Source organism: Sphingobacterium chuzhouense (assembly GCF_014692525.1).
In the GTDB taxonomy this organism is placed as follows: domain Bacteria; phylum Bacteroidota; class Bacteroidia; order Sphingobacteriales; family Sphingobacteriaceae; genus Sphingobacterium; species Sphingobacterium chuzhouense.
Genome location: NZ_JACNYL010000002.1, coordinates 945825 through 971776, shown reverse-complemented (window position 1 = coordinate 971776; position 25952 = coordinate 945825). Strand labels below are relative to the sequence as shown.

27 protein-coding genes are annotated in these 25952 nt (G+C 38.4%); 13 read left to right on the top strand and 14 right to left on the bottom strand.

The window, feature by feature from the left end:
• Positions 1-281: 281 nt before the first annotated feature.
• Positions 282-1412 (bottom strand): TlpA disulfide reductase family protein, encoded by a 1131-nt coding sequence (locus tag H8B21_RS10590; RefSeq protein WP_190313715.1) that lies wholly within the window; start codon positions 1410-1412, stop codon positions 282-284.
• 548 nt (positions 1413-1960) lie between these two features.
• On the opposite strand from H8B21_RS10590, the gene H8B21_RS10585 reads away from it, so the two are divergent.
• Positions 1961-3172 carry a TPM domain-containing protein gene (locus H8B21_RS10585; protein WP_190313714.1) on the top strand — a complete coding sequence of 404 codons (1212 nt, stop codon included), beginning with the start codon at positions 1961-1963 and terminating at the stop codon, positions 3170-3172.
• Between the two features lie 35 nt (positions 3173-3207).
• On the opposite strand, the gene H8B21_RS10580 is transcribed toward H8B21_RS10585, so the two are convergent.
• The 3 genes from H8B21_RS10580 to H8B21_RS10570 form a co-directional block, all read right to left on the bottom strand.
• Positions 3208-3396: a hypothetical protein gene (locus tag H8B21_RS10580; protein WP_190313713.1), complete on the bottom strand. Its 189-nt coding sequence runs from the start codon at positions 3394-3396 to the stop codon at positions 3208-3210.
• Between the two features lie 158 nt (positions 3397-3554).
• The gene (locus H8B21_RS10575) at positions 3555-4124 is read right to left on the bottom strand and encodes a Crp/Fnr family transcriptional regulator (protein ID WP_190313712.1); all 570 of its coding nucleotides are present in this window, start codon (positions 4122-4124) and stop codon (positions 3555-3557) included.
• 10 nt (positions 4125-4134) lie between these two features.
• Positions 4135-5409 carry an adenylosuccinate synthase gene (locus H8B21_RS10570; RefSeq protein WP_190313711.1) on the bottom strand — a complete coding sequence of 425 codons (1275 nt, stop codon included), beginning with the start codon at positions 5407-5409 and terminating at the stop codon, positions 4135-4137.
• Positions 5410-5752: 343 nt separating this feature from the next.
• On the opposite strand from H8B21_RS10570, the gene H8B21_RS10565 reads away from it, so the two are divergent.
• From H8B21_RS10565 to H8B21_RS10555, 3 genes are all read left to right on the top strand, one after another.
• Positions 5753-6112 (top strand): MarR family winged helix-turn-helix transcriptional regulator, encoded by a 360-nt coding sequence (locus H8B21_RS10565; RefSeq protein WP_223814962.1) that lies wholly within the window; start codon positions 5753-5755, stop codon positions 6110-6112.
• Positions 6113-6122: 10 nt separating this feature from the next.
• On the top strand, positions 6123-6545 hold the full coding sequence (locus H8B21_RS10560; protein ID WP_105715840.1) for an organic hydroperoxide resistance protein: 423 nt from the start codon (positions 6123-6125) through the stop codon (positions 6543-6545).
• 142 nt (positions 6546-6687) lie between these two features.
• Positions 6688-7320, top strand: a complete 633-nt coding sequence (locus H8B21_RS10555) for an NAD(P)H-dependent oxidoreductase (RefSeq protein ID WP_190313709.1) — start codon at positions 6688-6690, stop codon at positions 7318-7320.
• A gap of 14 nt (positions 7321-7334) precedes the next feature.
• Here H8B21_RS10555 and H8B21_RS20890 read toward each other — a convergent pair whose 3' ends face one another.
• Entirely contained in the window at positions 7335-7448 is a 114-nt protein-coding gene (locus tag H8B21_RS20890) for an ORF6N domain-containing protein (protein ID WP_380906749.1), read from the bottom strand.
• 21 nt (positions 7449-7469) lie between these two features.
• Entirely contained in the window at positions 7470-7607 is a 138-nt protein-coding gene (locus tag H8B21_RS10550; protein ID WP_190313708.1) for a hypothetical protein, read from the bottom strand.
• Between the two features lie 283 nt (positions 7608-7890).
• Between H8B21_RS10550 and H8B21_RS10545 the strand changes: the two genes are divergently transcribed.
• Positions 7891-9012 carry a Fic family protein gene (locus H8B21_RS10545; RefSeq protein WP_190313707.1) on the top strand — a complete coding sequence of 374 codons (1122 nt, stop codon included), beginning with the start codon at positions 7891-7893 and terminating at the stop codon, positions 9010-9012.
• On the opposite strand, the gene H8B21_RS10540 is transcribed toward H8B21_RS10545, so the two are convergent.
• Positions 9009-9614: an ORF6N domain-containing protein gene (locus H8B21_RS10540; RefSeq protein ID WP_190313706.1), complete on the bottom strand. Its 606-nt coding sequence runs from the start codon at positions 9612-9614 to the stop codon at positions 9009-9011. The two genes, H8B21_RS10545 and H8B21_RS10540, sit on opposite strands and share 4 nt — an antisense overlap.
• A gap of 356 nt (positions 9615-9970) precedes the next feature.
• Here H8B21_RS10540 and H8B21_RS10535 point away from each other — a divergent pair, with 356 nt between their 5' ends.
• Entirely contained in the window at positions 9971-10552 is a 582-nt protein-coding gene (locus H8B21_RS10535) for a hypothetical protein (protein ID WP_190313705.1), read from the top strand.
• A 6-nt stretch (positions 10553-10558) separates the two neighbouring features.
• Here H8B21_RS10535 and H8B21_RS10530 read toward each other — a convergent pair whose 3' ends face one another.
• The 3 genes from H8B21_RS10530 to H8B21_RS10520 form a co-directional block, all read right to left on the bottom strand.
• Positions 10559-11371: a hypothetical protein gene (locus tag H8B21_RS10530; RefSeq protein WP_190313704.1), complete on the bottom strand. Its 813-nt coding sequence runs from the start codon at positions 11369-11371 to the stop codon at positions 10559-10561.
• A gap of 76 nt (positions 11372-11447) precedes the next feature.
• Entirely contained in the window at positions 11448-11903 is a 456-nt protein-coding gene (locus H8B21_RS10525) for a GNAT family N-acetyltransferase (protein WP_190313703.1), read from the bottom strand.
• Positions 11904-12074: 171 nt separating this feature from the next.
• The gene (locus H8B21_RS10520; RefSeq protein ID WP_190313702.1) at positions 12075-12413 is read right to left on the bottom strand and encodes an EF-Tu C-terminal domain-related protein; all 339 of its coding nucleotides are present in this window, start codon (positions 12411-12413) and stop codon (positions 12075-12077) included.
• Positions 12414-12587: 174 nt separating this feature from the next.
• Here H8B21_RS10520 and H8B21_RS10515 point away from each other — a divergent pair, with 174 nt between their 5' ends.
• Positions 12588-13475 carry a sce7726 family protein gene (locus tag H8B21_RS10515; protein ID WP_190313701.1) on the top strand — a complete coding sequence of 296 codons (888 nt, stop codon included), beginning with the start codon at positions 12588-12590 and terminating at the stop codon, positions 13473-13475.
• Positions 13476-13540: 65 nt separating this feature from the next.
• Complete coding sequence (locus H8B21_RS10510; protein ID WP_190313700.1) at positions 13541-14683, top strand: ImmA/IrrE family metallo-endopeptidase; 1143 nt, start codon at positions 13541-13543, stop codon at positions 14681-14683.
• A gap of 62 nt (positions 14684-14745) precedes the next feature.
• On the opposite strand, the gene H8B21_RS10505 is transcribed toward H8B21_RS10510, so the two are convergent.
• From H8B21_RS10505 to H8B21_RS10490, 4 genes are all read right to left on the bottom strand, one after another.
• Positions 14746-15915, bottom strand: coding sequence for a hypothetical protein (locus tag H8B21_RS10505; RefSeq protein WP_190313699.1), 1170 nt, complete (start codon positions 15913-15915; stop codon positions 14746-14748).
• Positions 15916-16141: 226 nt separating this feature from the next.
• Positions 16142-16789: an SEC-C domain-containing protein gene (locus H8B21_RS10500; protein ID WP_190313698.1), complete on the bottom strand. Its 648-nt coding sequence runs from the start codon at positions 16787-16789 to the stop codon at positions 16142-16144.
• A gap of 2 nt (positions 16790-16791) precedes the next feature.
• A complete protein-coding gene (locus H8B21_RS10495) occupies positions 16792-17673 on the bottom strand; it encodes an adenylate/guanylate cyclase domain-containing protein (protein ID WP_190313697.1) in 882 nt (293 codons plus the stop codon).
• A gap of 115 nt (positions 17674-17788) precedes the next feature.
• Positions 17789-18301 (bottom strand): hypothetical protein, encoded by a 513-nt coding sequence (locus H8B21_RS10490; RefSeq protein ID WP_190313696.1) that lies wholly within the window; start codon positions 18299-18301, stop codon positions 17789-17791.
• A gap of 233 nt (positions 18302-18534) precedes the next feature.
• Here H8B21_RS10490 and H8B21_RS10485 point away from each other — a divergent pair, with 233 nt between their 5' ends.
• The 5 genes from H8B21_RS10485 (at position 18535) to H8B21_RS10465 (ending at position 25932) form a co-directional block, all read left to right on the top strand.
• Positions 18535-19590, top strand: a complete 1056-nt coding sequence (locus H8B21_RS10485; protein WP_223814961.1) for a helix-turn-helix domain-containing protein — start codon at positions 18535-18537, stop codon at positions 19588-19590.
• 15 nt (positions 19591-19605) lie between these two features.
• Positions 19606-20124, top strand: coding sequence for a PIN domain-containing protein (locus tag H8B21_RS10480; protein WP_190313695.1), 519 nt, complete (start codon positions 19606-19608; stop codon positions 20122-20124).
• 696 nt (positions 20125-20820) lie between these two features.
• Positions 20821-22062 carry an exonuclease SbcCD subunit D gene (locus tag H8B21_RS10475; protein ID WP_223814960.1) on the top strand — a complete coding sequence of 414 codons (1242 nt, stop codon included), beginning with the start codon at positions 20821-20823 and terminating at the stop codon, positions 22060-22062.
• Position 22063: 1 nt separating this feature from the next.
• On the top strand, positions 22064-25798 hold the full coding sequence (locus tag H8B21_RS10470) for an AAA family ATPase (RefSeq protein ID WP_190313694.1): 3735 nt from the start codon (positions 22064-22066) through the stop codon (positions 25796-25798).
• Positions 25795-25932, top strand: a complete 138-nt coding sequence (locus H8B21_RS10465; RefSeq protein WP_190313693.1) for a hypothetical protein — start codon at positions 25795-25797, stop codon at positions 25930-25932. Before H8B21_RS10470 ends, H8B21_RS10465 begins: the two co-directional genes overlap by 4 nt.
• Positions 25933-25952 lie beyond the last annotated feature (20 nt).

Genomic DNA, 25952 nt, shown 5'->3' with positions numbered 1-25952 from the left:
ATAACAATAATATGTTAAAGCATCTAAAATATATAGACGGCACGTCTGATAAATTTTGGGAAATACAAACAGAGGGCACTATGCATACGGTGACTTATGGAAGAAATGAGATATCTTCGCAAGCTTGCAGGAGGTCTGGTTCCAATTCCATTCGCTTCTGGTAGCCAAACTGAAGATTGGGATTAAAATTCAGATCAGCGATGTTAATCGAACGAACTTCCGCCCCAGATTCTTCGGCCCCTTCTCTGTAAACGGCAGCAATGCCAAAATTGAAGGATGCTCTATTGGGGTGGCGTCAAAAATAACTTTGCTAATTCCTCTTTTAAAAAATCTCCTTTTAGATCTTTCGCGATGACTACTCCGTCGGGATCAATTAAAAAGTTAGCCGGAATAGACGTTATACCATATTTAAGATACACGTCACCTTTATTTCCTTGTAAATCTGATACCTGTGTCCATGTTATTCCATCTTTTTCTATGGCTTCCATCCATTTGTTTTTGTCTGTATCTATGGAAACACTCAAAATAGTGAAGCCTCTATCCCAATAGTGCTGATAGGCGTTGATGAGGTTCGCATGTTCCTCCCGACAGGGACCGCACCAAGAAGCCCAAAAATCTAAAAGGACATACTTGCCTTCAAATTCGGAAAGATTTATTATCTTACCGTCTGTATCCTCCATACTGAAATCAATTGCTTTCATACCGCTCATGACTTGGCTCTTCTTTTGGATCCTTTCGTTGATAGTCTTTCCTTTATCTGTATTTTTTAGAGACTCCGCAAGTTTATTGTATACCTTTTCTACCTTGAAAATATAGGTGTTATTTCTTGAAAGCTGATGCAATATGTCTAAGCTCACATAAGTGTTTGGATATTGGTTTGCAAAAGCTAACTCGATATCTGCTCTTTCATAAAAAGCTTTATCAAGTTCTCTTCTATTGCGATGTAGTAAAGCTGTATCCCTTTTTTCTGTTTCATCGAATAAATCGGGGTCCTTTATGGATCTCATCCTTTCCCACACGATAGCCAGCTGACTGTGTAGTAGCTGTAATGTATCATTTAAGGGCGTTCCGCTTATTTCCGCCCCTGTTAACGTGTCGGGACTAATAATTTTTATATCACCCGGTTCTAAATATATACTTACCGACTCCGTAATAAATCCTGCCAATCCTGGGTTCTCATTCCTGTAGATGTTCGCCTTTGTCGGGTGTTTAACCATACCGGTAAAAGAAAAGCGCTCGTTTATAGCTGTTGTACTTTCTAAAATATGTTTACCTTTTTCTAAGTACGATAAATATATCGTATCTCCATCTTGTATTTTTTTTCCGTAGCCGGAGATAGTAAAGATAGTCTGTCCAAATGCATTACCCATGGAAAACAAAAAACATATAATATAGAGCAATTTCGTAGCCATCTAAATCCTTGAATTGAAAACGTTTTCCTCCGGGGAAACTGAAAATATCCTTAACAATAGTGCCACCTGCGCTTATTACTTTATTTTTAGTTGTTTCAATATCTTTCGTATAAAGAATCACTAAGATGGTACCTTTAACCGGTTCTCCAGAAGTAAAGCCGCCATCAACGTAGTCACCTGTTAAATACGATCACGTTCCATAAAGTTCTAAAAATTTAATGAATATTAAGATTGTTTTTTTATCTGGTTACCAAAATAATTTCATTATGTCTTTAGACAGCGTAAAATCCAATAAAACTGTCACATGTTTTGTATTTAAAGTGTCTTCCCTAAAATATCATTGAAAGCGTATTTCGACTTAATCGTGCCTATTTGTAGATGTTTTGTGTATACTTTTAAAATGATGTAGATGATTTGTGGAGCAGAATAGCCCCGTTGTTCGTTTTTTCTTTCGATTTTTGTTTATGCGTTATCTTCTAATCATATTTTGCTGCTGTTTTTTTACAGCCACATTGTTTGCCCAGGAAACTCCTATACAGCAAAAATTTGTGATCAAAAAAGTTAGCATCATTGATCATGAAAATATTTTTACCTCCATAGAAATCCAGCAATTAGACAGCATTGTTGCCCGTTGCTGGGAAAACGGAGTTGCAGAAATCGCTATCGTAACCGTCGACGACCGCCATACCAATAAAGAAAATTTTGACAACTATGTATTGAACAATCTTACATCTTATGCTTTAGGCGAATATGGGAAAAACAATGGTATAGTGATTGCCATCTCCAAAAAACTGCGTCAAATGCGTATCGAAAACGGGTATGGGATAGAGAAGATCTTGAGTAATGCCGCCACAAAAAAAATCATTGATGAACAGTTTATCCCAAAATTCAAAGAGGGAAAATATTTTGAAGGCACGCTAGATGGACTGAATACGATTATCAGCCATGTAGAAAAAGCCATGAAAGAAGAAGATTTCACTCTCGTATCGTCTATATTCACACCTTCCATTTTTAACAAGATAAGAGCTTTTGTATCGGAAAACGGCACACCGCAAACATTTCGTGATCTTGACAGCGACAATCCTTGGTACAACTTCACGTCGCTGGACGTATTCCTCGGGCCGTCAAGAAAGAACTCTTTTGTATTGAAAGATTTTCGGGAAGAAGATTATTATGAGATGACCATCAGGGATCATGGTGGTAGTCAATATCAATTTGTGTATTTTGAAACGCCTACACCCGAACAAACATTTATCCATCAAAAAATGCAGACCGGGAAAGTGTACTGGTGGTATCCCGGAAAAAAATTCCTTTCATCGGACGTATGGCCTTTGTTGGCGCAGATAGAAGACGAAATATTACAAAGTTCGGAAGTGAATAATGCTAAGACATTTACCAGGTACCAATGGGTATTGAAGCAGGAATTCCATCCAATGGAACGCACCTACAGAGATATCGGCAATAACGATACGTTGTCTTTTATTGGCAATCATCTTTCTATCAATGGTAAACACGTTGGTACATTTGATATTAATCCAGCCGAAAAAATTTTAGCGCTGAAAATGGCGGAAGGAAATCAACCTGCATTTGCAATTTTTAAGATGGATGATGGTTACAACTACCGTTATCACTTCAACAAAAAAGAAAGAAAGTTATACCTCGTACCGTTGGACGAGAAAGAAGGAAACGATCTCGTTTGTGTGGAGGGATGTACGTTGTTATTTGAACTTTTAGATTATTCTACTCCTATCATGGAATAAACAATGTGGCATTACTGAAACATAAACGTTGATTTTTACTCCGCATCAAAATCATCCAAGACCTGCTTTATTTCTTGTAGCGGGGTTATATATCTCTTTTTCAGTCGACGGTCTGCATAAAACAATACAAAAAATAAAAAAGCGATCAGTCCAAAGGCATTCCACAAGAGAAAAGAAGGATCCGTTTGTAAGGTCTGTCCCAAGTGATAATAAAGCAATAACATCGGTCCTAGTGTAAATTTTTATGATAGCAAAAGCGAATTTGCTCCTATTGGTGGCGTCACACTTGGTTTCAGATTACTTTTACACTGCAAAAGTACGGGAGATATCAGAAAGCTCACTTCAAACCAATAAGTTTCGGGTGTTAAGCATCATGGTATACTTATATAATATTTTTTCGGATGCGGCTTAAAGAGGATGCAGTAATACCCAAATAGGAAGCTAGCATCACTAAGGGAACGCGATTTGCCAGTCCGGGATAAAGTTTTAGAAACAGCAGATAGCGTTCGCTAGCATCGAGATTCATCATGGTATTTGCTGTTTTTAATTTGCTTTCGATAACAAATCCGTACAGCTTAACCATTAAAAGGGGCCAGATTTTGATTTCTTTTTCCAACAGTAAAAAATTTTGGAAATTGAGGCTCCATAGTTGTGCGTCTGTTACGGATTCGATATAATCGTTGGATGGAGTACGATCCATAAAACTTTGAAAATCTCCAATAAAGCGACCTTCGTAGATAAAATATCTTGTAAAATCGTCACCTTTATTATTATAATAAAGGGAACGAAATACACCACTTTCTACGAAAGCTATACTATCAGTAACCTTTCCACAGGCAACAAAATAGGTCGTTTTTGTAATATGCTTCTTCTCAAAGGTCTGCCTGATTAAGCCCTCTTCCCGCTTATCAAGCTGACCAAATTTTCGGATATATTCTAAAAGTTGCTCCATGTTGATTGTGTTAATTACCCAAGATAATCAATTCTTCTCGTTGCGGTCCAGTGGATAGGTATTTTACTGATATTTTTAATTCCTCTTCCAAAAAGGAAATAAATAGTTTCAGTTCTTTCGGAACTTGTATTTGCTGGTTGATTTTGCCGAGTGGCGTATTCCATCCGTCTAAAAATTTCCAGACAGGTCGCGCGGCATCGTCTACACTTGTTGGAGAGACTAAGGTCCTTGTCTCGCCATCTCTTTCATATGCTGTACAAATAGGCACTTCGGACATTCCATTTAGGATATCAGCCTTAGTCAGCACAAGATCTGTCACACCGTTTAACATAATAGCATATTTTAATGCGGGAAGATCCAGCCAGCCCACTCTTCGTGGTCGTTTGGTATTAGATCCGAATTCGTCTCCTTTTTTACGCAACTCATTGGCAGGAGATCCCGTTATTTCCGTTGGAAAAATACCTTTTCCAACGCGTGTGCAATAGGCTTTGGTTACACCATAAATTTTATCAATAAGCTTGGGGGATACTCCCAAACCCACACATGCTGCGGATGCGATGGTATTGGAAGAGGTGACATAGGGGTAGCTACCATGATCAATGTCTAATAACGTAGCTTGAGCACCTTCTGCCAATACTTTTTTATTGTTCCTGAGTGCTTCATTTATGATAATTTCTGTATCGGTAATTTGTGTTTTTTTTAAAAAATTGCATGCTTCCAGAAAATTGTCATATAATTCCTGTAACATAGGCATATCCTGTCCTAAAGCTTGGAGCTCAAGGTACTGCTTAGCCAAGATTTGGAATACCTCTGCTTCGAAATTTTTGGAAAGTATATCGCCCACGCGTATATTTTGCCGAAGTATTTTATTGGAATAGGTCGGTGCAATACCATTTTTAGTTGTTCCAATAGTACGGTATTCCGGTGATTCTTCGAAATAGATATCCCAGTACTTGTAGGTTGGCAATACAAGGTGAGCCTTCGCTGATACCAGAATCCGATGAAACAAACCGGTATCAGGCAAACAGGCTTGAAGCTGTTCCACCTCGGCTTGGAGTGCGATAGGATCGATCACCACACCAGTGCCAATAATATTTTTGATATGGGGATAAAAGATACCTGAGGGTAGTAATTTAAGTGTAATCCGTTTGCCTTTATGATAAATACTATGTCCCGCGTTCGCCCCACCGTTAAACCGGGCAATTATGTCATAATCACGGCTGATCAGATCAATGATTTTTCCTTTCCCTTCGTCTCCCCACTGGAGTCCAATTAAAATGTCCATATTGCTATTGTGTTGAATTTATGGAACAAAGCTAGGGCATAGGGAGAAGGGGACAATTGTCATTTGGCAAAAAAGCAAATAATGTTTAAATCTAGCTTTCAAAAACGATTCTATCATTTCCATATCGTGGTGTATTTACCTTTCTTATATATGGTCTGCAGAATTTTATTGAATATACTGTTTATGAAACTTTAAGGCTAGAATTAAATATACATTAATTTGACAAAATTATATTGCGCACAATATATAATGGCTTTATCTTTGTGTAGCAAACGATTACAAGATGGATCATTTAAAATTAGAAAATCAAGTGTGCTTTCCCATTTACACTTTAGCTAAAGAGATGGTGAACAAATACCGATCCTTGCTAGAAGAATTGGAACTAACTTATCCACAATATTTGGTGATGCTGGTGCTTTGGGAGAAAGATGAACAATCTGTTTCGGCCATAGGAGAGAAGTTGAATCTAGACAGTGGTACATTGACACCTCTTTTAAAGCGGTTAGAACAAAAGGAAATTGTAATGCGGAAGAGAAGTCAGGCAGATGAAAGAATGGTAGTCATTTCCCTTACAGCAGCGGGTCATCAATTAAAAACGAAAGCACAAAATGTACCTTCAGCAATGGTTGATGCCATGTCGATACCTGTAGCAGAATTAAAAGTATTGAAAAATAGTATAGACAAGATATTATCAAATTTGTAAAAATAGAAAAATGAAAACTTTGTATACAACACGTGTTACCGCTCAAGGAGGACGAGACGGACACATTAAAAGTGAAAATGGTGTATTGAATGTAGATGTACGTGCACCGAAAGCATTGGGCGGTAAAAGTGATGACTTTACTAATCCTGAGATGTTATTTGCAGGTGGATATGCAGCATGTTTTGATAGCGCTTTGAATTTGGTGATTAAAAAATCACGTATCCAGACAGGAGAAACTACTGTAACCGCTAAGGTGGGTATCGGACAGTTAGATAATGGTGGTTTTGGTTTGGAGGCCGAGTTAGAGGTTAATATTCCAGGGGTCTCTATAGAAGAAGCCAACAAACTCGTAGAACAGGCGCATCAAGTTTGTCCTTATTCTAATGCGACACGCGGAAATATAGAAGTAAAATTGGTAGTAACTAACAATTAAAAGTAACAAATAAATGGTATTGACTTTAAAGTCAATTCACTACTAGTTCCTCTTTTGAATGCTGGAATGGACTTGTGGTTAAGGGTTTTATAAATATCCTAATCCAAGCTTTAAAGAAAAAGATTTTTTAAAATAAATAACAATGTCATTAATAGAAGATTTGAAATGGAGACATGCTGTCAAAGCATATGATCCGAATAAAAAAGTAAGTCAAGAAGATATTGACAAAATAGTCGAAGCAGCTCGTTTAGCACCGACTTCCTCTGGTTTACAACCCTTCAAGGTAATCGTAGTAGAAGATCAAGATGTGAAAAACCAATTGGTAAAAGGTGCGCTTAATCCAGAATGTATGCGTGATGCTTCACACATCATTATTTTTGCAGCTTGGGATAGATACACGGCAGATCGTATAGATCATGTGTATAATTTCACAACAGACGAAAGAGGATTGCCACGTGGACGATTTGATTCGTATACCGATATGCTCAAAAATGTTTATCTCAACGAACCTGCTGAACGCAACTTTGCTCATACAGCACGTCAGACCTATATTGCGTTAGGCATGGCATTGGCTCAAGCAGCTGAATTACGTGTAGATACTACTCCAGCCGAAGGTTTTAATAATGCGATTATAGACGAAGTTTTAGAATTGGAAAAACAGGGTCTGAAAAGCGTTTCTTTGATGTATGTAGGTTATGCGGATGTAGAAAAAGATTGGCTTTCGACCATGAAAAAAGTACGTGTACCTAAAGATGATTTTGTATTAACTTACTAAAATTTTGCCAATCCTTATTGGATTCTTAGTCCTGTAAACGCATATGGTGGCTTTCTCGTCCCACCCCAACTTGATGTTCCATTTTGGAATATCAAGTTTTTGAATTCATCTTCGCTTAGCTGAAACATAAAATCCTCAAAATGTAAATCCTACTGATCACGATCTCGAGTGTAGGTGAATATTTTAGGCTGAATGATCGTCAAATGAACAGCATTATTGCTGAAGTTTTGATCGCTGTAAAAGGATGAGAATCCATTGGCATCACCCCCGTAAAACCTTTTTTCCATTGCTCAAGCAAGTTATTATTTTCTTTGCATTTTCAGGATTTGACAAATACACCGTCAACGCGCCAACAATTGTTGGTGATAGAAATAAAAATGTAATAGACATTAGTAGTAACGGATAAGAAAAAAGTGGTTGATTAAAAAAAGAGTATTTTATTTTAGTATCAAACTCCTTATTTAAAAATATGTAATGATTTTTAAATAAGGATGCTTTTGTTTAATTTAGCTTGTTAAATTTTAAATAAGCATATATCGTATTTAAAATACTATCATAAATTCTATTCTAATGAAAGATTTCAAAGCAGGAACCTATATTAACCAAGGATATTACAGAAGCTTTCAGCCTGCCGAACTGAACAAGCAATGGCTATTGAACGATATGGAGATACAACAATTGCTGTCCCAAGCCGACCGACAGATGGGGCGTTTGGATATGTATTCCGAATATATCCCCAATATCGATTTGTTCATTAGTATGCACGTCGCCAAGGAAGCAACACAGAGTAGTAAGATTGAAGGTACACAAACCAATATAGAAGATGCTTTTTTGGATAAAGAAGATTTGGGAGTTGAGCGAAGAGACGATTGGGTAGAAGTTCATAATTATATAGAGGCTATGAACAAAGCTATTCAGAAACTCCACGATTTACCTTTTTCATCTCGGTTGATCCGTGATACACATCGTATATTATTGCAAAGTGTTCGTGGAGAACATAAATTGCCTGGCGCATTCCGTACCAGTCAAAATTGGATAGGTGGTGCCAGTATAAATGATGCTACTTTTATACCACCTGTACATACTTCTGTGCCGGAATTGATGAATGATTTGGAGAAATTTGCTCATAACGATGAATACTTTTTTCCTGATTTGTTAAAGATTGCATTGATACATTACCAGTTTGAGACCATTCACCCTTTTTTGGATGGAAATGGTCGTGTAGGGCGTTTATTGATTACGCTTTACTTGGTAGATAAAGGAATTCTTAAAAAACCTATTTTATATTTATCGGATTTTTTTGAACGTAACCGAGGACTATATTACGATAATTTAATGCGTGTTCGTACGCATAGTGATGTAAAACAGTGGCTGAAGTTTTTTTTAGTAGGCATCATAGAAACAGCGAAAAGTGGGGTTGCTACATTCGATGCCATATTAAAATTGAAAAAGGAAAAAGAAGAATTAATACAAAGGAAAAGCATACGAAGCCACCATTTACTCAATATATTAGACCACTTATATCAACGCCCCATCATCAACGCCCAACAGGTAGTAGAATTTACAGGCGTATCAATGCCAACTGCCTACAAAATTATTGATGAAATGGAGCAGTATGATATATTAAAAGAAATGACTGGTGGTAAAAGAGGGCAAATATTTATGTTCGAACCTTATATAAAATTATTTTAATGGCAATTATCTGTATTTTCATTCTCGTCACCAATTTTAAAACCTATTACCTTTTTTACTTTTGACGCGGTAGGAGAGGTATCCTGCTTCTCTTGCAGTCGGTCGATGTATTCGAAGAGCAGTTCAATGTTTTGATCATGACCTTTCTGTTTTTTAGCGATTTGTTCTACAGTGTATTTGATCTCGGCTATTTCCATCTTTATCTCGGTGTTGTCCGAAAAATATTGACGTATCTTAGCGAAAATTCGCATTATCTGTATGTTCACCTGAATAGCTTGCTCGCTATTGAGGACACTTGATAGCATGAGTACTCCATGCTCTGTAAATACATTAGGTGCTTTTCTACGACCGCCCCATCTTGAAGTCGCAATTTGCGACTTCAAGATTATAATTTCGTCATTAGACAGGCCGAACATAAAATCATCAGGGAAACGAGATGCATTTCTTCGTACTTGCTCATTTAGGCGCTTAGTTTCTACCCCATATAACTCCGCCAGATCACTATCCAACATTACTTTTTGTCCTCTAAACTCGTATATCTTGTTGGCGAGGACATCGTCCGCTATGGCTACTGCTTTTACTTCTGTTTTGGTTTTACTCATAACTTAATGGTTTCGATCATAATTCATTATACCAATAAAGGTAACAATAAACTTTTATTGTAATGCGACGAATCCCTCATTTTGTGCATATACATAGCCCCAACCTCCACGTACTTTGCGGCTATGTACAATGACTTAACCGATAAATCAGTGTAGTTGGCGGCTTTGTCACGTTACATTGTGGATTTGTTGGTTGACGTAACGAAAAAGTCCATGTATTGAACGTCGTTTAGCTTCAATGTGTGAACATGTTGCTTGCAGTAGCGCACAATGAACATGTAGTTGACGACTTTGTCACATAACATAATCACGAACGCACCTGACATACTCCCGTTGTTTCGGTACAAAACAAAGATGTGCCGTGCAGGCATTCACATGTACATATACATAGCGGTAAAGAAATAACTATTTGCCATTTTCCCGTACGCCGGCGTAATGTCGTCGTGCGACTTGAACGGTATGCCGGGCAACGACATCGTGTAGTGGTACGGGGATGTGAACAATCCGTATGGGGAAGTTATACTGATGGTCATCTGTTTAATCTCCCCATATGGGGAAACCATTCTTTCGCGCACCGAGGTGATACTTCCGTCTATCGGGATGGTTTTCCCGTATGCCGAAATCATCTCCCCGTATGCCGGTACGTTTTCGATATACGGGGACAACGTTTCCCCATGCGCCGAGACGAGTTTGTCGTATGCCGAGATGGTTTTCCCGTATGCCGACGCGATACAGATGGACGGAAGTTGCGTACCGTCGTACGCCGAAGCGATGTCGGCGCACGACGACGTGCTACTTCTGTACGCCGAAGCTACACTTCCGTGCGCCGACGTCGCATTTGCGTTAGGGTTCTACAGCGCGTTTTTAATCCCCGTCAAAACCCTCGCTGTAATCAATTAGCTCGAACTTCACTACAGCTAACAGTCTTTGCGCTTTGAGAAGATTCATTGATAGGTTATTTTCCTTGTAATGACAGCATCAGTCATATTTTTCATTTTACTTCTTCTTGTTTGCTTAATCCAATTACCTTTCTTGTCGTACTTATAGTGGAATTTATATCTGTCATCTTCGACAACTTCTCCATACTCATTATATTGGTAACGTGGATTTTGAACTGCGTTATAAATTATGGATTTCGAAGTGCTAACCGTATCGTCTTCATTATTAATGACGGATTTATAGACAATATTGTTACGGTAGTCATACTTAGCTACTTCATGGCCATATTTTCCTTTATCGATCACCAGTTTAATTGGATTGCCTCTTTCATCATTCTCATATTCTATTTCTTGATAAATGTCTGTTGTTGATCCTTCCGTTTTAACTTGTCTGATTAGATGATTATTTTGATCATACTGATATTCGATTACAGACTTATCACGACGAACATACCGCCCAGAACTTATAATCGACCTTCTGATTAATAATGTGTCATTTTTGTATTCATTTTCATAGCTACTTTTTAAGTCCCCTTCGATATAATAGGTTTGACCTCTTAGTGCCTTTTGATACTTATTAAAATAGTGAACACTTTGCCTTGTCTCTGTGCTACCGGAACTACCATATAGAATAGTTTTTAGCTCTACTTTATCTATAATGCCACCTGCTTTGAACAGTAAGTCTTTGCTTAGAGTTAGTCTGCTTGAGATATTCTGCCCTATCGATACATTTATAAATGTAACTGACACTAAACAATAAATTAATAATATGGTTTTTGGATGCATCATAAAATATTTTAAATCAAAACCAACATTCATTTATCTGTTCCGATTTCCTGCGCAGTTGTTTTGAAGGTATATAATCATCTGTTTTTGAAGTCGCGTTTTTACGACCCTAATTCAATTCTCGTATATTATAATTATAAAATTTAAATGAACTTTCTTTGAACCCCATTTTTTCATAGAGGGTTTGAGCGGGATTATCTTTTGCGGTACTTAAAGAAATTCTAACACACTCGTCTCTTTCTGCAATTTCTATACTCTCGTTTATTAATAATTTGGCTATCCCTTGTTTCCTTTCAGTTTCTATAACATAAAGATCATTTAATACATATGCTTTTCTTAACGAAGCGGATGAAAAAGTAGGGTAGAGCTGGGTAAATCCGATAATATTTCCATTTCTTTCTGCATAGAGTAAGATTGACTCATTGCCTTCAAGTCTTTCGCGTAAGAAATCTATTGTTCTTTGGATATCTTTTTCCATTCCGTAGAATTCCCGATATAGCGAAAAAATAGGTTCTATTTTAATAGCGTCATTTGCGGACGCAAGTTTTATTGCAATATCTTTCATAATTATAATTTTTTTAAGAACAATTGATTCCAGCACCCTTATTGCTAATATCTGAGAGTATCGCATTTTGCGACCATAGATCGGAGTCATATTCTTCTTTATTTAACTAAAACATAAATGTTGGTAAAGAAAAATAACTATTCGACATTTTTCCGTACGCCGACATGGCATTTACGTTGGGTTTTTTATTTCAAGTATTTCCGCAAATCCTAACGTCCTTGCCGCCTCATTTATAAACCATTTTTGACCAACCCTAATGAACGTTTCAATTTTAGGAACTTTTAAAAATCTAACTGTCACGATTTTAGTTTCGCCAGGTTCTATCAATTCCTGGTCATCAAACTGTATGTCACCGATGTAAGTTTCAATGTTTCTTAAATCCTCCGGTAGTTCAAATACGTGATTAGGTCTATAACCTGATTTGAAACCGAATTTTCTTCCACCTTCTTCTGCAGTTTTCATCGTGACTTTTGCTTTCACAATTATTAAATCGTTTCGTTTTTCGTCCATAAGATTGGATATAATTTCAAATATATGCATTGCTAGCATATTTCATGATGAGATCACATCTTATGGTTCGTTGATTGATGGCTTAGAAGACCGATAATTAATATAAAATATCTGGATGCGTATTTCAGACTTTGCAACGATTGATAAATCTAACCAAATTACTAACTTTGCTTTATGCACACCTGCCCGACATACCACAAAGCACAGTTGCGCGAATTGGCTTCGTTGGTGTCGCATGCAGCATTTAAAAAGCTATCAACCAGTAGTAATCAGTCCTCCTATATCCGGAGGATGAAGAAATATGCAGGGTGGGAAAGCCTTGTGCAAGACAAGCCCGCTCGGCTCGGTGATTTGATAGCCTATTCCTATAATCTTCTGGAACAACATTATCGGCACGAGTATATTTATAAGAACAAACTTTTAAATGATTACGTGCTAAAATACTATGCTCTGGAGGATACTATCTTGCTGAACGAATTCCGGATAGGGCAGTCTATTGCTGATACGGTTTTAATCAACGGTACGAACAAGGTGTTTGAAATCAAGACAGAGCTCGATACACCTGAACGCCTGCATAACCAACTTGCTGACTATTATAAAGCGTTCACGGAAGTTTATCTGTTTACACATGTGTCACTGTTAGAAAAATATCTTCGTATCCTTCCATCGCATGTTGGCGTGTTGGTGTATACAGAAGAAGGTGAAGTTGTCGAGTATCGCAGTTCCCAAAACCATTGCGAAGAACTGGATGCATCTTTTATGATGGCTTCCCTACGTAAACCAGAATACACAAAACTCCTGAAACAGCTGGTGGGTTTCGTGCCTTCCGTCACGCCGGCGTTTTTCTACCGGTCATGTTTAGCTGTTTTACAGGAACTTCCCGTTGACGATGTTAGAATTGCCTATCACAATATTCTTAAGGGGAGGATTAATTCACAAACGAATCTATATCTGTCCGAAGGCGCAGTGCCCCCATACTTAAATTTTTCGTTCTACCAGCAGAAATTCGATAAAAAGTCGTATCTTACTATCGTTAATAATTTAAGTAAGAACCTTTTATAATGTGTATTCATCCACTTGTTTGCCTCGCATAACAAGTTTTGTGAAAGAATCAATAACTTTGCATTATGGCAGTAACGGTACCAGTCAACGAAAATATCATTACATGGGCATTATCCCGTGCAGGATATGATATAACTGGATTTTCTCTAAAATATCCGACACTGAAAGTTGATAGGTGGTTGCAAGGAGATAAACAGCCTACGGTTAAACAGCTAGAAGCATTTTCCAAAAAAGTCCATGTGCCTTTCGGTTACATGTTTCTGCAAGAACCACCCAATGAATCTATTGACTTTCCTTTTTTCCGTACGGGAAAGCCCAATCCCACCTATCAGGTGAGTCCGAATGTTTACGATAGTATACTGGAATTAACCCGTAGACAGGAATGGCTGCGCGAATATCTTGTCCAACTAGAAGTTAGGCCTTTGGATTATGTAGGCAAGTTCGATCAGAATACACCAGTTGAGCAGATTGTTCAAGATCTTCGTAACCAGCTAAATCTGCGAGCAGGATGGACACTTGCTTTTGCTACTTGGGAGGAAACACTTACACAGCTTATTGATACCATAGAGCGGATAGGTATTATTGTCGTGCAGAATGGCGTAGTGGGTAACAATACCCATCGGTCTATACCAGTTGATGAGTGCAGGGGTTTTGTATTGGTCGATGAATATGTGCCCTTTTTGTTTGTCAATAATGCGGATGCGAAAGCTGCACAACTATTTACATTGGTACATGAGCTAGTACACGTGTGGTTGGGTAAAAGTGCGGGTTTTAATCAAGATCAACTCTTGCCAGCTGATGATCCTACCGAATTGTTATGTGACCAAGTTGCTGCTGAATTTTTAGTTCCTGCTCATCTACTATCTGATGTCTGGACTGGCGTCGCCGATATTCGTATGCTGGCCACCCGTTTCAAGGTGAGTCCCATCGTCATCGCACGTAGGGCGTTGGATCTTGGATTGCTTGTTAGGGCAGCATTTTTTAATTTCTACAATCAGTATATGGAAGCCGCTCGCCTCAAGAAAGAGCAGCAAGCGGGTGGTGGAGATTTCTATCGTACCAACAAGCGTAGGATAAGTCCTACTTTTGCCAGTTATGTCGATAGCGCTGTTAAAAGCGGGGCATTGACCTACAAAGATGCATTCAAATTGACAGGACTGTTTGGCGATGTATACACCAATTTTATTAATGAAGTAGTCATCAAATGATAGCGCATATAGACGCATCGTATGCATTGCCCTTTTTGACGTTTCATTTGTTTTCGCCCAATCTAACTATCGATGCCCAACTGTTTTTCGATTTGATTTAGATTTTTATGTGTTATAGTAGTATAAAGATTATACCCCTTCTTCTCGTTTTTCCAGTGATTAAAATAGATGATTACGTTCGTGTATGAACTTTCGTAATTCAAATTTTTGTAGTTTAGAATACTGTTTTTGATTTTATAAGGCATATCTTCGTATATAGCTACAAAGTATAGATCTTTTAGAATGCCTAAGAACCTCATAAGGTCTTCGATTCTGGACGAATCATAGCAGGTAAGATGAAGTTTGAGTTGTTGAACAACATGCTTATTCCCTTTTATCGAATAACTACATATGCCTGCCATAAAACTATCATCCAATTTAAGATTTTTTGACTTTCCTTCCCATATGTCTCCGAGGTTGGAGTTATAGTCTTTTATGTGGAGTTTTTTGTTAGTTAAAAATTGTTTTGCATCAATTGGAGTCCAGCCCTCTAGTTCGGGATGCTGCGGTGGCGTATTTTCCTCGATCTGTAATAATCGAATGTTTCTCATAGAGCTCCATAGCTCCTCCTTCAGATTTATGTATACAAAGCTATTTCGCCACCTAATAGCACCTTTGATGTTAAAGTTAAAATATAGTAGCGCTCCAAAAAGCATTTTGTAGTAGTGCGTAGTGCTTTTAGATTCACGTTTCAAAGAATTTGCAATCTCTTCATATTGTATAGTTAGGTTTAATAATGCTAAAAAGGGACTAAATAGTAACGTTAGTAGTATAGGAAGAAAGAATTCTTTTGCCTTCTGTAAGGTTAAGTATGATTGATAGTTTATGAATATATCTCGTAGTACGTACCCCAATAAAAAGATACTAGCAATTTTTCCCATCACTTCCAGTGCTTTTCCTATCTTTTCATGCTCTTTTTTATGCTTTGAAACCGCATGCATTCCGCCCAAGAAAAACAATATGGGAATTGCAATAAATTCAAGCCAAAAAGCGAATACAGTTAGATTTAAAATAAACGATAAGAACGCAGCTATCTTTATACTATCTCTAAAAGTGTCTTTCAGAAAAACTAATGGATCATTATTCGTAGCGATTCGGAACATTAGTGATGTACCGGTCAAGATCAACCAAAAAACAGTGTCCTTGATCAATGAGTTGTCCCAAAAATTGAAATTCTCAAGGATGTTTATCATTAGTATAATGTAGCCTATTGTAGCTATATATGCAATGTTAAACTTCCAGTTAAAGAGAGAGTTAAAGATACTCCAGACAGACTTTCTTAGTTTTGAGCTTAACATCACTAAGCAAAAGGCAACCAACAACCAGGTTATGTAAGCGAGCTCACGGTTATTGATTGATGACATCAATTGATTGAAAACTAAATGTGATTCTATGTCAAATATTTTCTTCAACGTAATATTATTTTTTTTCGACTTCCTCTAATGAAATTCTATCGGTCAAAATTGTTTTCTTGCCGGAGCTGATTATTAGATTGATCTGATTCAAATGGCATTTTTTTGTCTTTTTTGTTGATCCGCATGGACACATGGAGTTTCTATCAATTTTCGTATCTTGGCTTAGTCGTTGTAGTACTTTCAGTACCTCATATATTGAGGTAAATCCAAGATCTTCTATGTAATACTGTAAAATACCCTCATTCGAATGTTTGTATTCGCCATTTGCATATTCCTTGTGATATTTTTTGTAAAGTTGATTGGCGAAATAACTGTATACTTTTTTCCTGACAAATTCAAGTATGTTTATTCCTCTTTTTGCTTCTACCTTCAAACGGTTGTTTATATCCACACAACATTCACCTTTGTCGTCTATATGCCAATCTGGATGCCTTTTAATATGGTTGCTTTTTTCAAAAACTTTAGGGATACAATGGGGGTAGCTTTTGGGGACTTTGATAATAATATCAAAAGTCTCCCAATATGCATTTGCTGTATCTTGTATATCAATTTTTCCCTCGATTTGCCAAAATGGACAGCTCTTTGATGTTCGAAAACTTAATTTGGGAAAATATCTTACTACAGATTTAAAGTCCTTTTCAAAAGAAGCCATTTCTATTTGTTCAAGTATGGTTTATTTGTTTCCGCAATTGGTTTTAGATATGTCGGGTTGTTTAAAGTTTTAGATTTAATGCTGATGCGTCCTGTATAGGGATCCGTTACTACGAAATCGAGTGTTTTTAGATATTTATCCCAACGAAAATCATATTGGGTATATCTAAAAGATTCTTCGGGTATTTGGAATATGTATCGATCGGCATTGTTCATTGTTCGGCTGGCAACGGTGCTATAAAAATCGTCAGATATTTTGGATTCGGTCACCATATTTTCTCCGATCACAATACCATTACTTTCTGCGTAACTTTGCATTTTACTAGCAAGGCTGGTGTGTAGGCTGAAAGTCGTCACTTCGCTGATTTCGCCAGTACCTGCCATCGCCCAAGTTACGTCTTCATCATATCCTAGATCAATGCCGATTCTGGTAAATATTTTTTCAATTCCTTGTTCCAAAAACAGCTCTTTTAGGTCATTTTTCACGAAGTAGGTAAATATGGTTGCAGCTTTGAGTGCATTCTTTGATGCGGTTTCTAGATTGATTTCTTTGCCGCCGAAATAAACAAATGCACCGTCGCCTTGTAACCGATGTACGTATCCACCAAAAATTAAACATGTATGTATGGCAGCTCTTTGTATTGTGTTCTGGATGATAACTATTGTAGGGTTTGAGTATTTTTTGAAAAGATTGGTAGACCCTTTTATGTCGATAAACATAGATACAATAGCTGAATCCTCTATATTTTCAGTTCCTTTTAGATGTGCAAAATCCGGGTGAAGCCCTAAACGTTGATTGAGTTTTCTCTCCGGAACTTGAATCATAAGGTCCTGAAGACTTGGCAGTATTCCGTTTTCTGAAGCCGAGAATGTTTGATAACTCATACTGTTTTTTACTAGGCTTTTTCTCTCTTTTTTTGAGTAGTTCTCATATAGCCTATCTGTCTGTATCGCCTGTTTAATTGTGTTTAAATAGTCGTTATAAATATTCATATTAAAATTATTTTAGATTAATGATTATATAAATGAATAGGGCGAAGACAGTCGCGAACTGTGTGAGAATCAAGTATCCTGCATATTTTAGTTTATCATATTTTTTTACTAAACCACAGGATAAAATGTGTGTTTGGTTTCGAAGATCATCCAACTCGTCTTCGTAACTGATGGTCTGAGATTTTTTGCAAAAATCTTCATCTAGTCTTGCAGCTACACCCCCGAAATAATAAATTGATTTTGAGTTTTTACTCAAGTAGGGTACGGATGAGTAGATTATTAAGGTCATTGTAATCAACCCTAATAGGATAGGCAAGATATACATGAATTTGAATATTATAGTGTAGTCAAGTAAGGGGTCGAGTTGCGTATAACCGGCAAGAAGGCCTCCTACTAAAAACGTGGTGAGTGTAAGATAAACTGTACTTTTGCTATTTAGGCTATCAAAGTAATGGTCATACCTGTGGATGCAAAACTCCAATCGATCTCTTTCGGTTTTTTCTCTTTCGTCGTTAGTCATATTTAATTATTTATTTCTGGTTTACAAAATGTATTCCATTTGTTAATTTTGTAAACTATATAGTGTTTTTAGGTGATTGATTTATATTGTACTCTGAAATATTGTCATGTATATTTTGAGTATGATATTCTGTCATGACAATGTTACATTATTTTGTTACATTTAACATTTTTTATGATGATATGTAAACCATTTGATGTATTTTTGGTCTATACCAAGAAAAAGGATAAAAGATGAAAGCGGTATTTGCAGAACGTTTTAAGTCTGCCCGTTTAATGAATGGATTTTCATTACAGGAATTGGCAGATGCGTTGGAAAATAAAGTCACCCGTCAGGCACTGCACCGATACGAAAAAGGAGAGGTCGTTCCTGATAGTGAAAAAATTGGCTGGTTGAGTAAGGTCATGGGTGTAACTCCAGACTATTTTTTTCGGTCTACTAAAGTAGAACTGGGCGACGTCGAGTATAGAAAACTCGACAAGATGTCTTCAAAAGAGGCGGTTGCCATTAAAGAAAAGACTAAGGAATACCTTTCTAGGTATTTGGAGTTAGAAGAGATCTTGGGTCTACCCACTGAATTTGTCAACCCTTTGACAGATTTCCACAATGTTACTTCTTATGAGCAGGTTAATCAAGCAGCAAAAGCATTACGTGAGGCGTGGGATTTAGGTTTAGGACCGATATTTAATATCGTTGAGCTTTTAGAGGATAAGCATATCAAGGTTGTCAAGCTCAAAGTGGATGATGATTTTGATGGATTACAGACTTATGTCAATCAGACTATTCCGGTGGTAGCTTATAATACTAAAAAGACCAATAAACCGGATCGTATCCGATTCACTTTACTTCACGAAGTGGCTCATTTATTACTGCACTTTGGCAAAGTGACCGAAAAGCAAAAAGAAAATCTATGCCATCAGTTTGCAGGTGCTATGTTACTTCCAGAAGAAACTATTAGAGAAGAATTAGGTCAGCATCGTACTAAGCTGTCGCCTCAAGAACTTGGCAATATTAAGAAGCAGTATGGGATTTCGATGCAGGCTATTATTATGCGTGCAAAAGATTGCAGGATTATCAATGAGCATTATACCAAGCAATTGTTTTTCTTCTTTAAGCAAATGGATTGGCGTATAGACGAACCTGTGGACTATGAAGGAGTAGAACAATCCAATCGTTTTGAACAACTCCTGTTTAGAGCGTTGGCAGAAGAACAGATTTCGATGTCCAAAGCGGCTGTCTTAAATAATCAACCATTGGCAGAGTTTAAAAAGCAACAACTGATTTTCTAGATTCTAAGTTTTGGTATGGTCAAGTTGAAGTTAGTTGTCACTGATGCCTGTATTTTTATAGACCTTTATGATCTGGATTTGGTCGGAGTTTTTTTCGATTTAGACATAGAGGTACACACCACTTCTGCCGTTATGTTTGAGCTGTATCATGATCAGAGTCAGGTGTTGAAGGCCTATCAATCTGTCGGTCGATTGACCGTGCATAATCTCGTGGAGTCTGATTTTGACGAAATCTATGCAGCTTCTTATTCCAGGGCATTGTCCGAAGCCGACAAATCAGTTTTACATATCGCGGCAAAGATTAATGCTTGTGTTTTGAGCAGTGATAAGGCGGTGCGTAACTGTGCTAAGAATAAGGATATTGATTATCATGGTATGCTCTGGATATTTGATCGCTTGGTAGAGTTGAAGTTATTATCCCGAAAACAAGCAGCCTCTAAATTGAAACAGCTTGTTGCTACAAACTTCATTTATCAAAATAATAAACGGCTCATGAACGAGATTAGCAAACGCCTCAAGGCTTGGAATGTTTGATTTTATTTAGCTTTCCTGTCTGGTAACTGTTTGATTATATTCCGTATGTGTGCCGATAAACTCATTTTACAAATGACACATATTATTTGTTAGCATCAAGTTTTTTAGACTAAATTTTCTGCTAAGGCTGGCAACAGTGTTCACCGCCATATATTATACGCGATAGCCGCCCAATTTGTTTTTACATCACTTAGCGTAGTTGTCGGCGCGTTACCTCACACGCAGTTTCCGCCTTTTTTTTCTACATTCCCCGATATACCTATACTATCCATTTTACGGTTTTCCGTATTGCTCGTATCTCGTACCGCGGTACCTTTGTTAGCAGACACAATACCGTACACTTTATGAAAATGAAAATCACTTATGAAACAAAAGAGGCTTCCAATCCGACACGTTTAGTAGCACTTTGTCAGCTATACAAATATGGAGATAAGTCTTCACGGCTCTTTGAAATCTCAAATACTTTAATTATTTTAGAGACAGATTATTAACCGTAATTCAATTTAATCCATCTAAAATATTAAACCAAATACTAAGGCGTGGAAGATAAAACGATAACCGATCATCAGCTTGCTGGTGCTTATCTGATCAAACAAACGAACCAGATCTATATCTTAGATATAATACATTCACACGAATTTGAAAAATTCATGCCAGATCAAATTATTATGGTTAACAAAGTATAAATCTAATTAAATGGCAATTAAGATCCTTCATACAGCAGACTGGCACATAGGTCAATTGTTTCACGAATACGACCGAACCTACGAACATCAACGATTCTTAGACTGGTTGGTGCATATTCTCGAAACAGAACAAATTGATGTATTGCTGGTTAGTGGAGATGTTTTTGATATTTCGAACCCAGCAGCGGCATCAATAAAAATGTTCTACACATTTTTGAACCAAGCTACAAGAGCGAACCCAGATTTGCAGATTATTATTACCGCAGGGAATCATGACTCAGCTTCCCGTTTAGAAGCACCTAAACCACTTCTAGAATCCTCTAATGTGCATATTATAGGTGTGGTCGAAAGAGATGAGGACGGAGAAATAGATTATAAAAAGATGGCCGTACCGTTGCACGATGCATCGGGAACAACCTGTGCATGGTGTCTTGCGGTTCCGTTTCTACGCATGGGCGACTATCCATCAATTCCAGATTGTACAAATCCATATACAGAAGGAGTAAGCGCATTATATAGCGAAGCCTTCGATTATATTCAGCAGAACAAAGAAAATAAGCAATCTATCATCGCTATGGGGCATTTGCATGCGCAGCAGGCCGAAGTGACCGATCTCGATAAAGCGGAGCGCCTTATCATGGGAGGAGTAGAGAGTATTTCCGCAAATGCATTTAATCCTGAAATTAAATACGTTGCCTTAGGTCATATCCACAAGGCGCAACGCATAGGAGGGAAGGATCATATCCGCTATTCCGGAAGTCCGCTTCCGATGTCTTTTTCTGAGCTAAACTATAAACACCAAGTTATCATCTTTGACTTGGATTCGGAGATCCATAACCTGAGGTCGATTGAAGTCCCATTATTTGTTCCACTTCAAAGAGTTCCGTTTAATGCCCAACCATTGCCGGAAGTCCTTATGCTGTTAGAACAATTGCCTGCAAAGGGTGGTATGGTAGAAAAAACACCTTATTTAGAAGTGCGTATACTACTCGATGGCCCCGAACCAGCTTTACGACACAAAATAGAAACAGCCTTAATAGGCAAGAATGTAAGACTCGCCAAGATTGATGTAAAATACCCTACCTCCACTAGTGAAGGAGCTGAATTCGTTACTCAAGAAATGCTCCAGGAACTACAACCTATAGATGTGTTTGCTAAAGTCTATCAGTCCCGATACAGCACTGAGGTGCCAACCGATATCATGCAATTGTTTCAGCAAGTAGCCCAAGAAGTAAATCAAGCCGGAGAATAAGATGAAGATATTAGCTATTCGAATTAAAAACTTAGCCTCGTTAGAAGGACAGACTGAGATAGATTTCACCTCCGAGCCACTGTGCTCTGCTGGGATTTTCGCTATCACTGGATCAACAGGTGCGGGCAAGTCCACCATCCTTGATGCACTATGTCTTGCCCTATATGGCAAAACACCTCGATATCTTCAAGCAAAAGAGGTAGGTATAGAAATTCACGACGTTCAGGGTAACAAGATCAGCCAAGGCGATGTGCGAGGTATCTTGCGGGATGGCACTGCCGAAGGATTTGCAGAGGTGGATTTTGTAGGCATCGACGGGCAACAATACCGTAGCACGTGGAGTGTACGTCGAGCGAGAAATAAAGCCGACGGGAGCATTCAGGCCGACTCGATCGTATTAAAAAACATCACATCACATATCGATATACCGGGTAAGAAAGTAGAAACCTATAAAGAAATAGAGCGGTTGGTAGGGTTAAACTTTGAGCAGTTTACGCGTTCTGTATTACTGGCTCAAGGCGATTTTACAGCCTTCATGAGAGCCAGCAAGGATGAAAAATCGTCCCTCCTAGAGAAACTTACCGGTACACACATCTATTCCGAAATATCGAAAAGGATATACGATAATTATAAACTGGAAGAACAGCAGCTTCGTGACCTTAATTTCCGAAAAGAAGGCATCGAAATTCTTACCGAAGAAGAAACACAATCTTTGCATGAGGAACGATTACAGCTAGAGGCAGATATCAAGATAAAGGAAAAAGAAATAGAATACCTCACAACAGAAATTAACTGGCATGAGGAGCTTGCGAAGTTGGGCACAGCACAGCATAGCGCCCATATTCTTTTACAACAAGCTGTAGACGCAAAAGAGAATTCTAGAGACCGGAAACAAAAGCTATTTCATACTGAACAAGCCCAAAAAACAAGAAGCTGGTCAGACACTCTGAAACATGCACAGCAACAGAAGGGAGATAAGAAAGCCACTCTCACGACATTAAAAGAATCCATAGCGCAGCTGGATAGTCAAAAGTTAACACTAGACGCACAACTAGCAACGTTGGAAACAGATCTAAAAGCAAAAAATAATGCGTTTAATGATGCAGCTCCGTTATTGGCCGAAGCTAGAAGACTTGATACCCTCCTTTTAGAAAAAAGAGATCAATTGGTGAAAGCCAAAGAAGATGCAGATGTAGCTTCCTTGAAAAGCAGCGAACAAGAGAAAGCGGTCGAGGATAAACAAGCAGCCCTTACCAAACTTTTGCTTGAGATAGAGAAGCTTGAAGCATGGAAGGTAGAAAATATAGATCGCAGACCCATCGCTGAAAATAGAGAGATCATTCTATCAAAGTTACAGGATGCCCATAAGCTTTTGGAAGCACTGCAGTCAGCCGTCGACGAACTTGCAGGATTACAGCAAAAAATTACTAAAGGAGAGACGGAAAAGGGTGAGCTCGAAACTTTACTCCGCAAGCACAGGCAAGGATGGGACGATCTCAAAAAGCAATACGATGCGCAATCCAGTGCATTATCCCTTGTCGCTATCGAATCCCTCAGTAAAGAAAAGGAAGAAACTGATCGTGCTGTTGAAGATATCATACAAGCTCAAGCTAGTTGGCAATTGCTTTATAAAGAGATGGAGGACTATGAGCGATTGACAAGGAAACAGTTAAAAGACCAGGCGGATTATGAGGCTAAGAAAGAGCGATTGCAAGCGCTTAGCCAACAGCTCGCCAGTGAAAATGTACAGAAAGAAATATCCGCCCAACTTTTACAGAAAGCCCGTTTGGCAGCTTCTGAAAATGTAGAAGCATTAAGAGCTACACTTGTTGATCATGAACCCTGTCCAGTATGCGGTAGTGAGGATCATCCTTACGCGCTGCACAATCCGCAGTTGGATAATGTATTAGCGACGCTTGAAGCTACTCATCTAGAAAATGAACAAACATATCTCCATACTTATCGTCGACATAATGCATTGGAGCAGGAATGTCAAAGCTTACAGCTCACCATGCAGGGGCAAAGTGAAGAAATTACTACGAAAAAATCCGCACTAGACGGTCTTATTCACCAATGGGAAAGCAGCACTGTCGGAAAAGAAAGTTTGGGGATCAGCGATGCTACCAAAGCACAATGGATCGATGAAAAAATCGAATCGCTTAGAACAACTCAAAGCAATTTGCACGCGCAGGCTCAAGCTTACCACGCTCAAAAAGGAGAATTAGAGTTTGTTAAAGCCAAACTCGACCAATTAAAGGAATCTATCGATGGCTGCAACGGACAACTAAAAGACAAGGTGTCTGCATTGGCCCTTTATCAGGAACAGCGACAGAATCAAACTATAAAAAGGGAAACCGCTCGCCTCGCCATCTGCGACGTAGAAGAATTGCTTAGTCCTCATTTCAATTTTCCTGACTGGATGGAGAATTGGAAAAAGGCACCAGCACCGTTCTTAGATCGTATCAATACATTCGCGACCAGATGGAAAGATAGTACCGATAAACTGGAAGAAAACAACCGCCAACATGCAATTCTGGTGGCAACGCTCCAGGAACTGGAAAGTCAGGCCAAAAAGCTGATAAGCGACAGTTCCGACAAACGGGCGGTGCACACCCTACAGTATAAAAACTATAAGGAGTTAGAAATCCAGCGGCAGGCTATTTTCCGTGGCCAAAGCGCAGAGGATATTGAGGTACAATTAAAGCAGGCCCTAACAGAGGCTCAGCAGCAGCTCGAGGACTTGAAAAAAGTACGACAACAATTAAGCATAGATATTACTAGAGCCATTACGCAGCAGGAAGAATTAATTGCTACAATAGAAGTATTGGAAACAGATACCACGGCTGCGATTAAAAAAATGCAAAACTGGCTTGACAGTTATAACCTACAGCATAGCTTAACATTAACTATGGATATGCTCCATGAATTACTTTCATTACCGAGCGACTGGATCGACAGGGAGCGCGCTGCGTTACAGATAATAGAAGAGGAGGTAATGAAGGGTAGATCCATCTTCAACGAACGAACGCATCAACTGGAAACGCATAAACAAAAAAGTTTATCCGAACGACCGTTGGATGAACTCAATGCATTGATCGTAGCCACAAGAACAGATGCAGAGCAAAACAAACAGACTAGGGGCGAAATTGCGTTTAAACTACAGCAAGATAAGTCCAATAAAGAACGCATTGGCGAATTATTAAAAAGCATAGCTGTGCAGACAAACATATCAGAACGTTGGGGCAAGCTTAATGAAATTATAGGTTCCGCCGATGGTAAGAAATTTCGGCAAATTGCGCAGGAATATACGCTTGATGTCTTGCTTGGCTATGCTAATATACACCTCCAAGTACTGACCAATCGATACAAGATAGAGCGTATACCGACAACACTTGGCCTACAAGTGGTCGATCAGGATATGGGTGATGAAGTACGTACCGTCTATTCGCTATCGGGTGGTGAATCATTTTTGGTATCGCTGGCTTTAGCTTTAGGGCTCGCGTCGCTTTCATCCAGTCGCATGAAAGTAGAATCCTTATTCATTGACGAAGGTTTCGGTTCGTTAGATCCTACGACACTCAATATTGCTATGGATGCTTTGGAAAGATTGCACAATCAGGGCCGCAAAGTGGGTGTCATCTCCCATGTGCAGGAAATGACGGAAAGAATTCCAGTACAGATTATGGTGAGCAAGCAGCAAAGTGGGAAGAGTAAGGTGGAACTAACAAGCGTATGAAAAAAATATTGATATATGATGTCTTTGGTATGCCCATTCCGGACTGGCTATCCAATATCAGTCCTCGCTACGCTATAGGCTCTACACTAATGTCCCTCACGTGGCGTACACATCAACAATCAATTATAAATTAACTATTTAAAGAAACAACAGT

Bases quoted from the DNA above. Each gene is read 5' to 3' on its own strand.
- H8B21_RS10590 (WP_190313715.1), bottom strand. From the start codon at position 1,412: ATGGCTACGAAATTGCTCTATATTATATGTTTTTTGTTTTCCATGGGT.
- H8B21_RS10580 (WP_190313713.1), bottom strand. From the start codon at position 3,396: ATGTTATTGCTTTATTATCACTTGGGACAGACCTTACAAACGGATCCT.
- H8B21_RS10575 (WP_190313712.1), bottom strand. From the start codon at position 4,124: ATGGAGCAACTTTTAGAATATATCCGAAAATTTGGTCAGCTTGATAAG.
- H8B21_RS10570 (WP_190313711.1), bottom strand. From the start codon at position 5,409: ATGGACATTTTAATTGGACTCCAGTGGGGAGACGAAGGGAAAGGAAAA.
- H8B21_RS10565 (WP_223814962.1), top strand. From the start codon at position 5,753: ATGGTGAACAAATACCGATCCTTGCTAGAAGAATTGGAACTAACTTAT.
- H8B21_RS10560 (WP_105715840.1), top strand. From the start codon at position 6,123: ATGAAAACTTTGTATACAACACGTGTTACCGCTCAAGGAGGACGAGAC.
- H8B21_RS10555 (WP_190313709.1), top strand. From the start codon at position 6,688: ATGTCATTAATAGAAGATTTGAAATGGAGACATGCTGTCAAAGCATAT.
- H8B21_RS20890 (WP_380906749.1), bottom strand. From the start codon at position 7,448: ATGTTTCAGCTAAGCGAAGATGAATTCAAAAACTTGATATTCCAAAAT.
- H8B21_RS10550 (WP_190313708.1), bottom strand. From the start codon at position 7,607: ATGGAAAAAAGGTTTTACGGGGGTGATGCCAATGGATTCTCATCCTTT.
- H8B21_RS10545 (WP_190313707.1), top strand. From the start codon at position 7,891: ATGAAAGATTTCAAAGCAGGAACCTATATTAACCAAGGATATTACAGA.
- H8B21_RS10540 (WP_190313706.1), bottom strand. From the start codon at position 9,614: ATGAGTAAAACCAAAACAGAAGTAAAAGCAGTAGCCATAGCGGACGAT.
- H8B21_RS10530 (WP_190313704.1), bottom strand. From the start codon at position 11,371: ATGAATGTTGGTTTTGATTTAAAATATTTTATGATGCATCCAAAAACC.
- H8B21_RS10525 (WP_190313703.1), bottom strand. From the start codon at position 11,903: ATGAAAGATATTGCAATAAAACTTGCGTCCGCAAATGACGCTATTAAA.
- H8B21_RS10520 (WP_190313702.1), bottom strand. From the start codon at position 12,413: ATGGACGAAAAACGAAACGATTTAATAATTGTGAAAGCAAAAGTCACG.
- H8B21_RS10515 (WP_190313701.1), top strand. From the start codon at position 12,588: ATGCACACCTGCCCGACATACCACAAAGCACAGTTGCGCGAATTGGCT.
- H8B21_RS10510 (WP_190313700.1), top strand. From the start codon at position 13,541: ATGGCAGTAACGGTACCAGTCAACGAAAATATCATTACATGGGCATTA.
- H8B21_RS10505 (WP_190313699.1), bottom strand. From the start codon at position 15,915: ATGATAAACATCCTTGAGAATTTCAATTTTTGGGACAACTCATTGATC.
- H8B21_RS10500 (WP_190313698.1), bottom strand. From the start codon at position 16,789: ATGGCTTCTTTTGAAAAGGACTTTAAATCTGTAGTAAGATATTTTCCC.
- H8B21_RS10495 (WP_190313697.1), bottom strand. From the start codon at position 17,673: ATGAGTTATCAAACATTCTCGGCTTCAGAAAACGGAATACTGCCAAGT.
- H8B21_RS10490 (WP_190313696.1), bottom strand. From the start codon at position 18,301: ATGACTAACGACGAAAGAGAAAAAACCGAAAGAGATCGATTGGAGTTT.
- H8B21_RS10485 (WP_223814961.1), top strand. From the start codon at position 18,535: ATGAAAGCGGTATTTGCAGAACGTTTTAAGTCTGCCCGTTTAATGAAT.
- H8B21_RS10480 (WP_190313695.1), top strand. From the start codon at position 19,606: ATGGTCAAGTTGAAGTTAGTTGTCACTGATGCCTGTATTTTTATAGAC.
- H8B21_RS10475 (WP_223814960.1), top strand. From the start codon at position 20,821: ATGGCAATTAAGATCCTTCATACAGCAGACTGGCACATAGGTCAATTG.
- H8B21_RS10470 (WP_190313694.1), top strand. From the start codon at position 22,064: ATGAAGATATTAGCTATTCGAATTAAAAACTTAGCCTCGTTAGAAGGA.
- H8B21_RS10465 (WP_190313693.1), top strand. From the start codon at position 25,795: ATGAAAAAAATATTGATATATGATGTCTTTGGTATGCCCATTCCGGAC.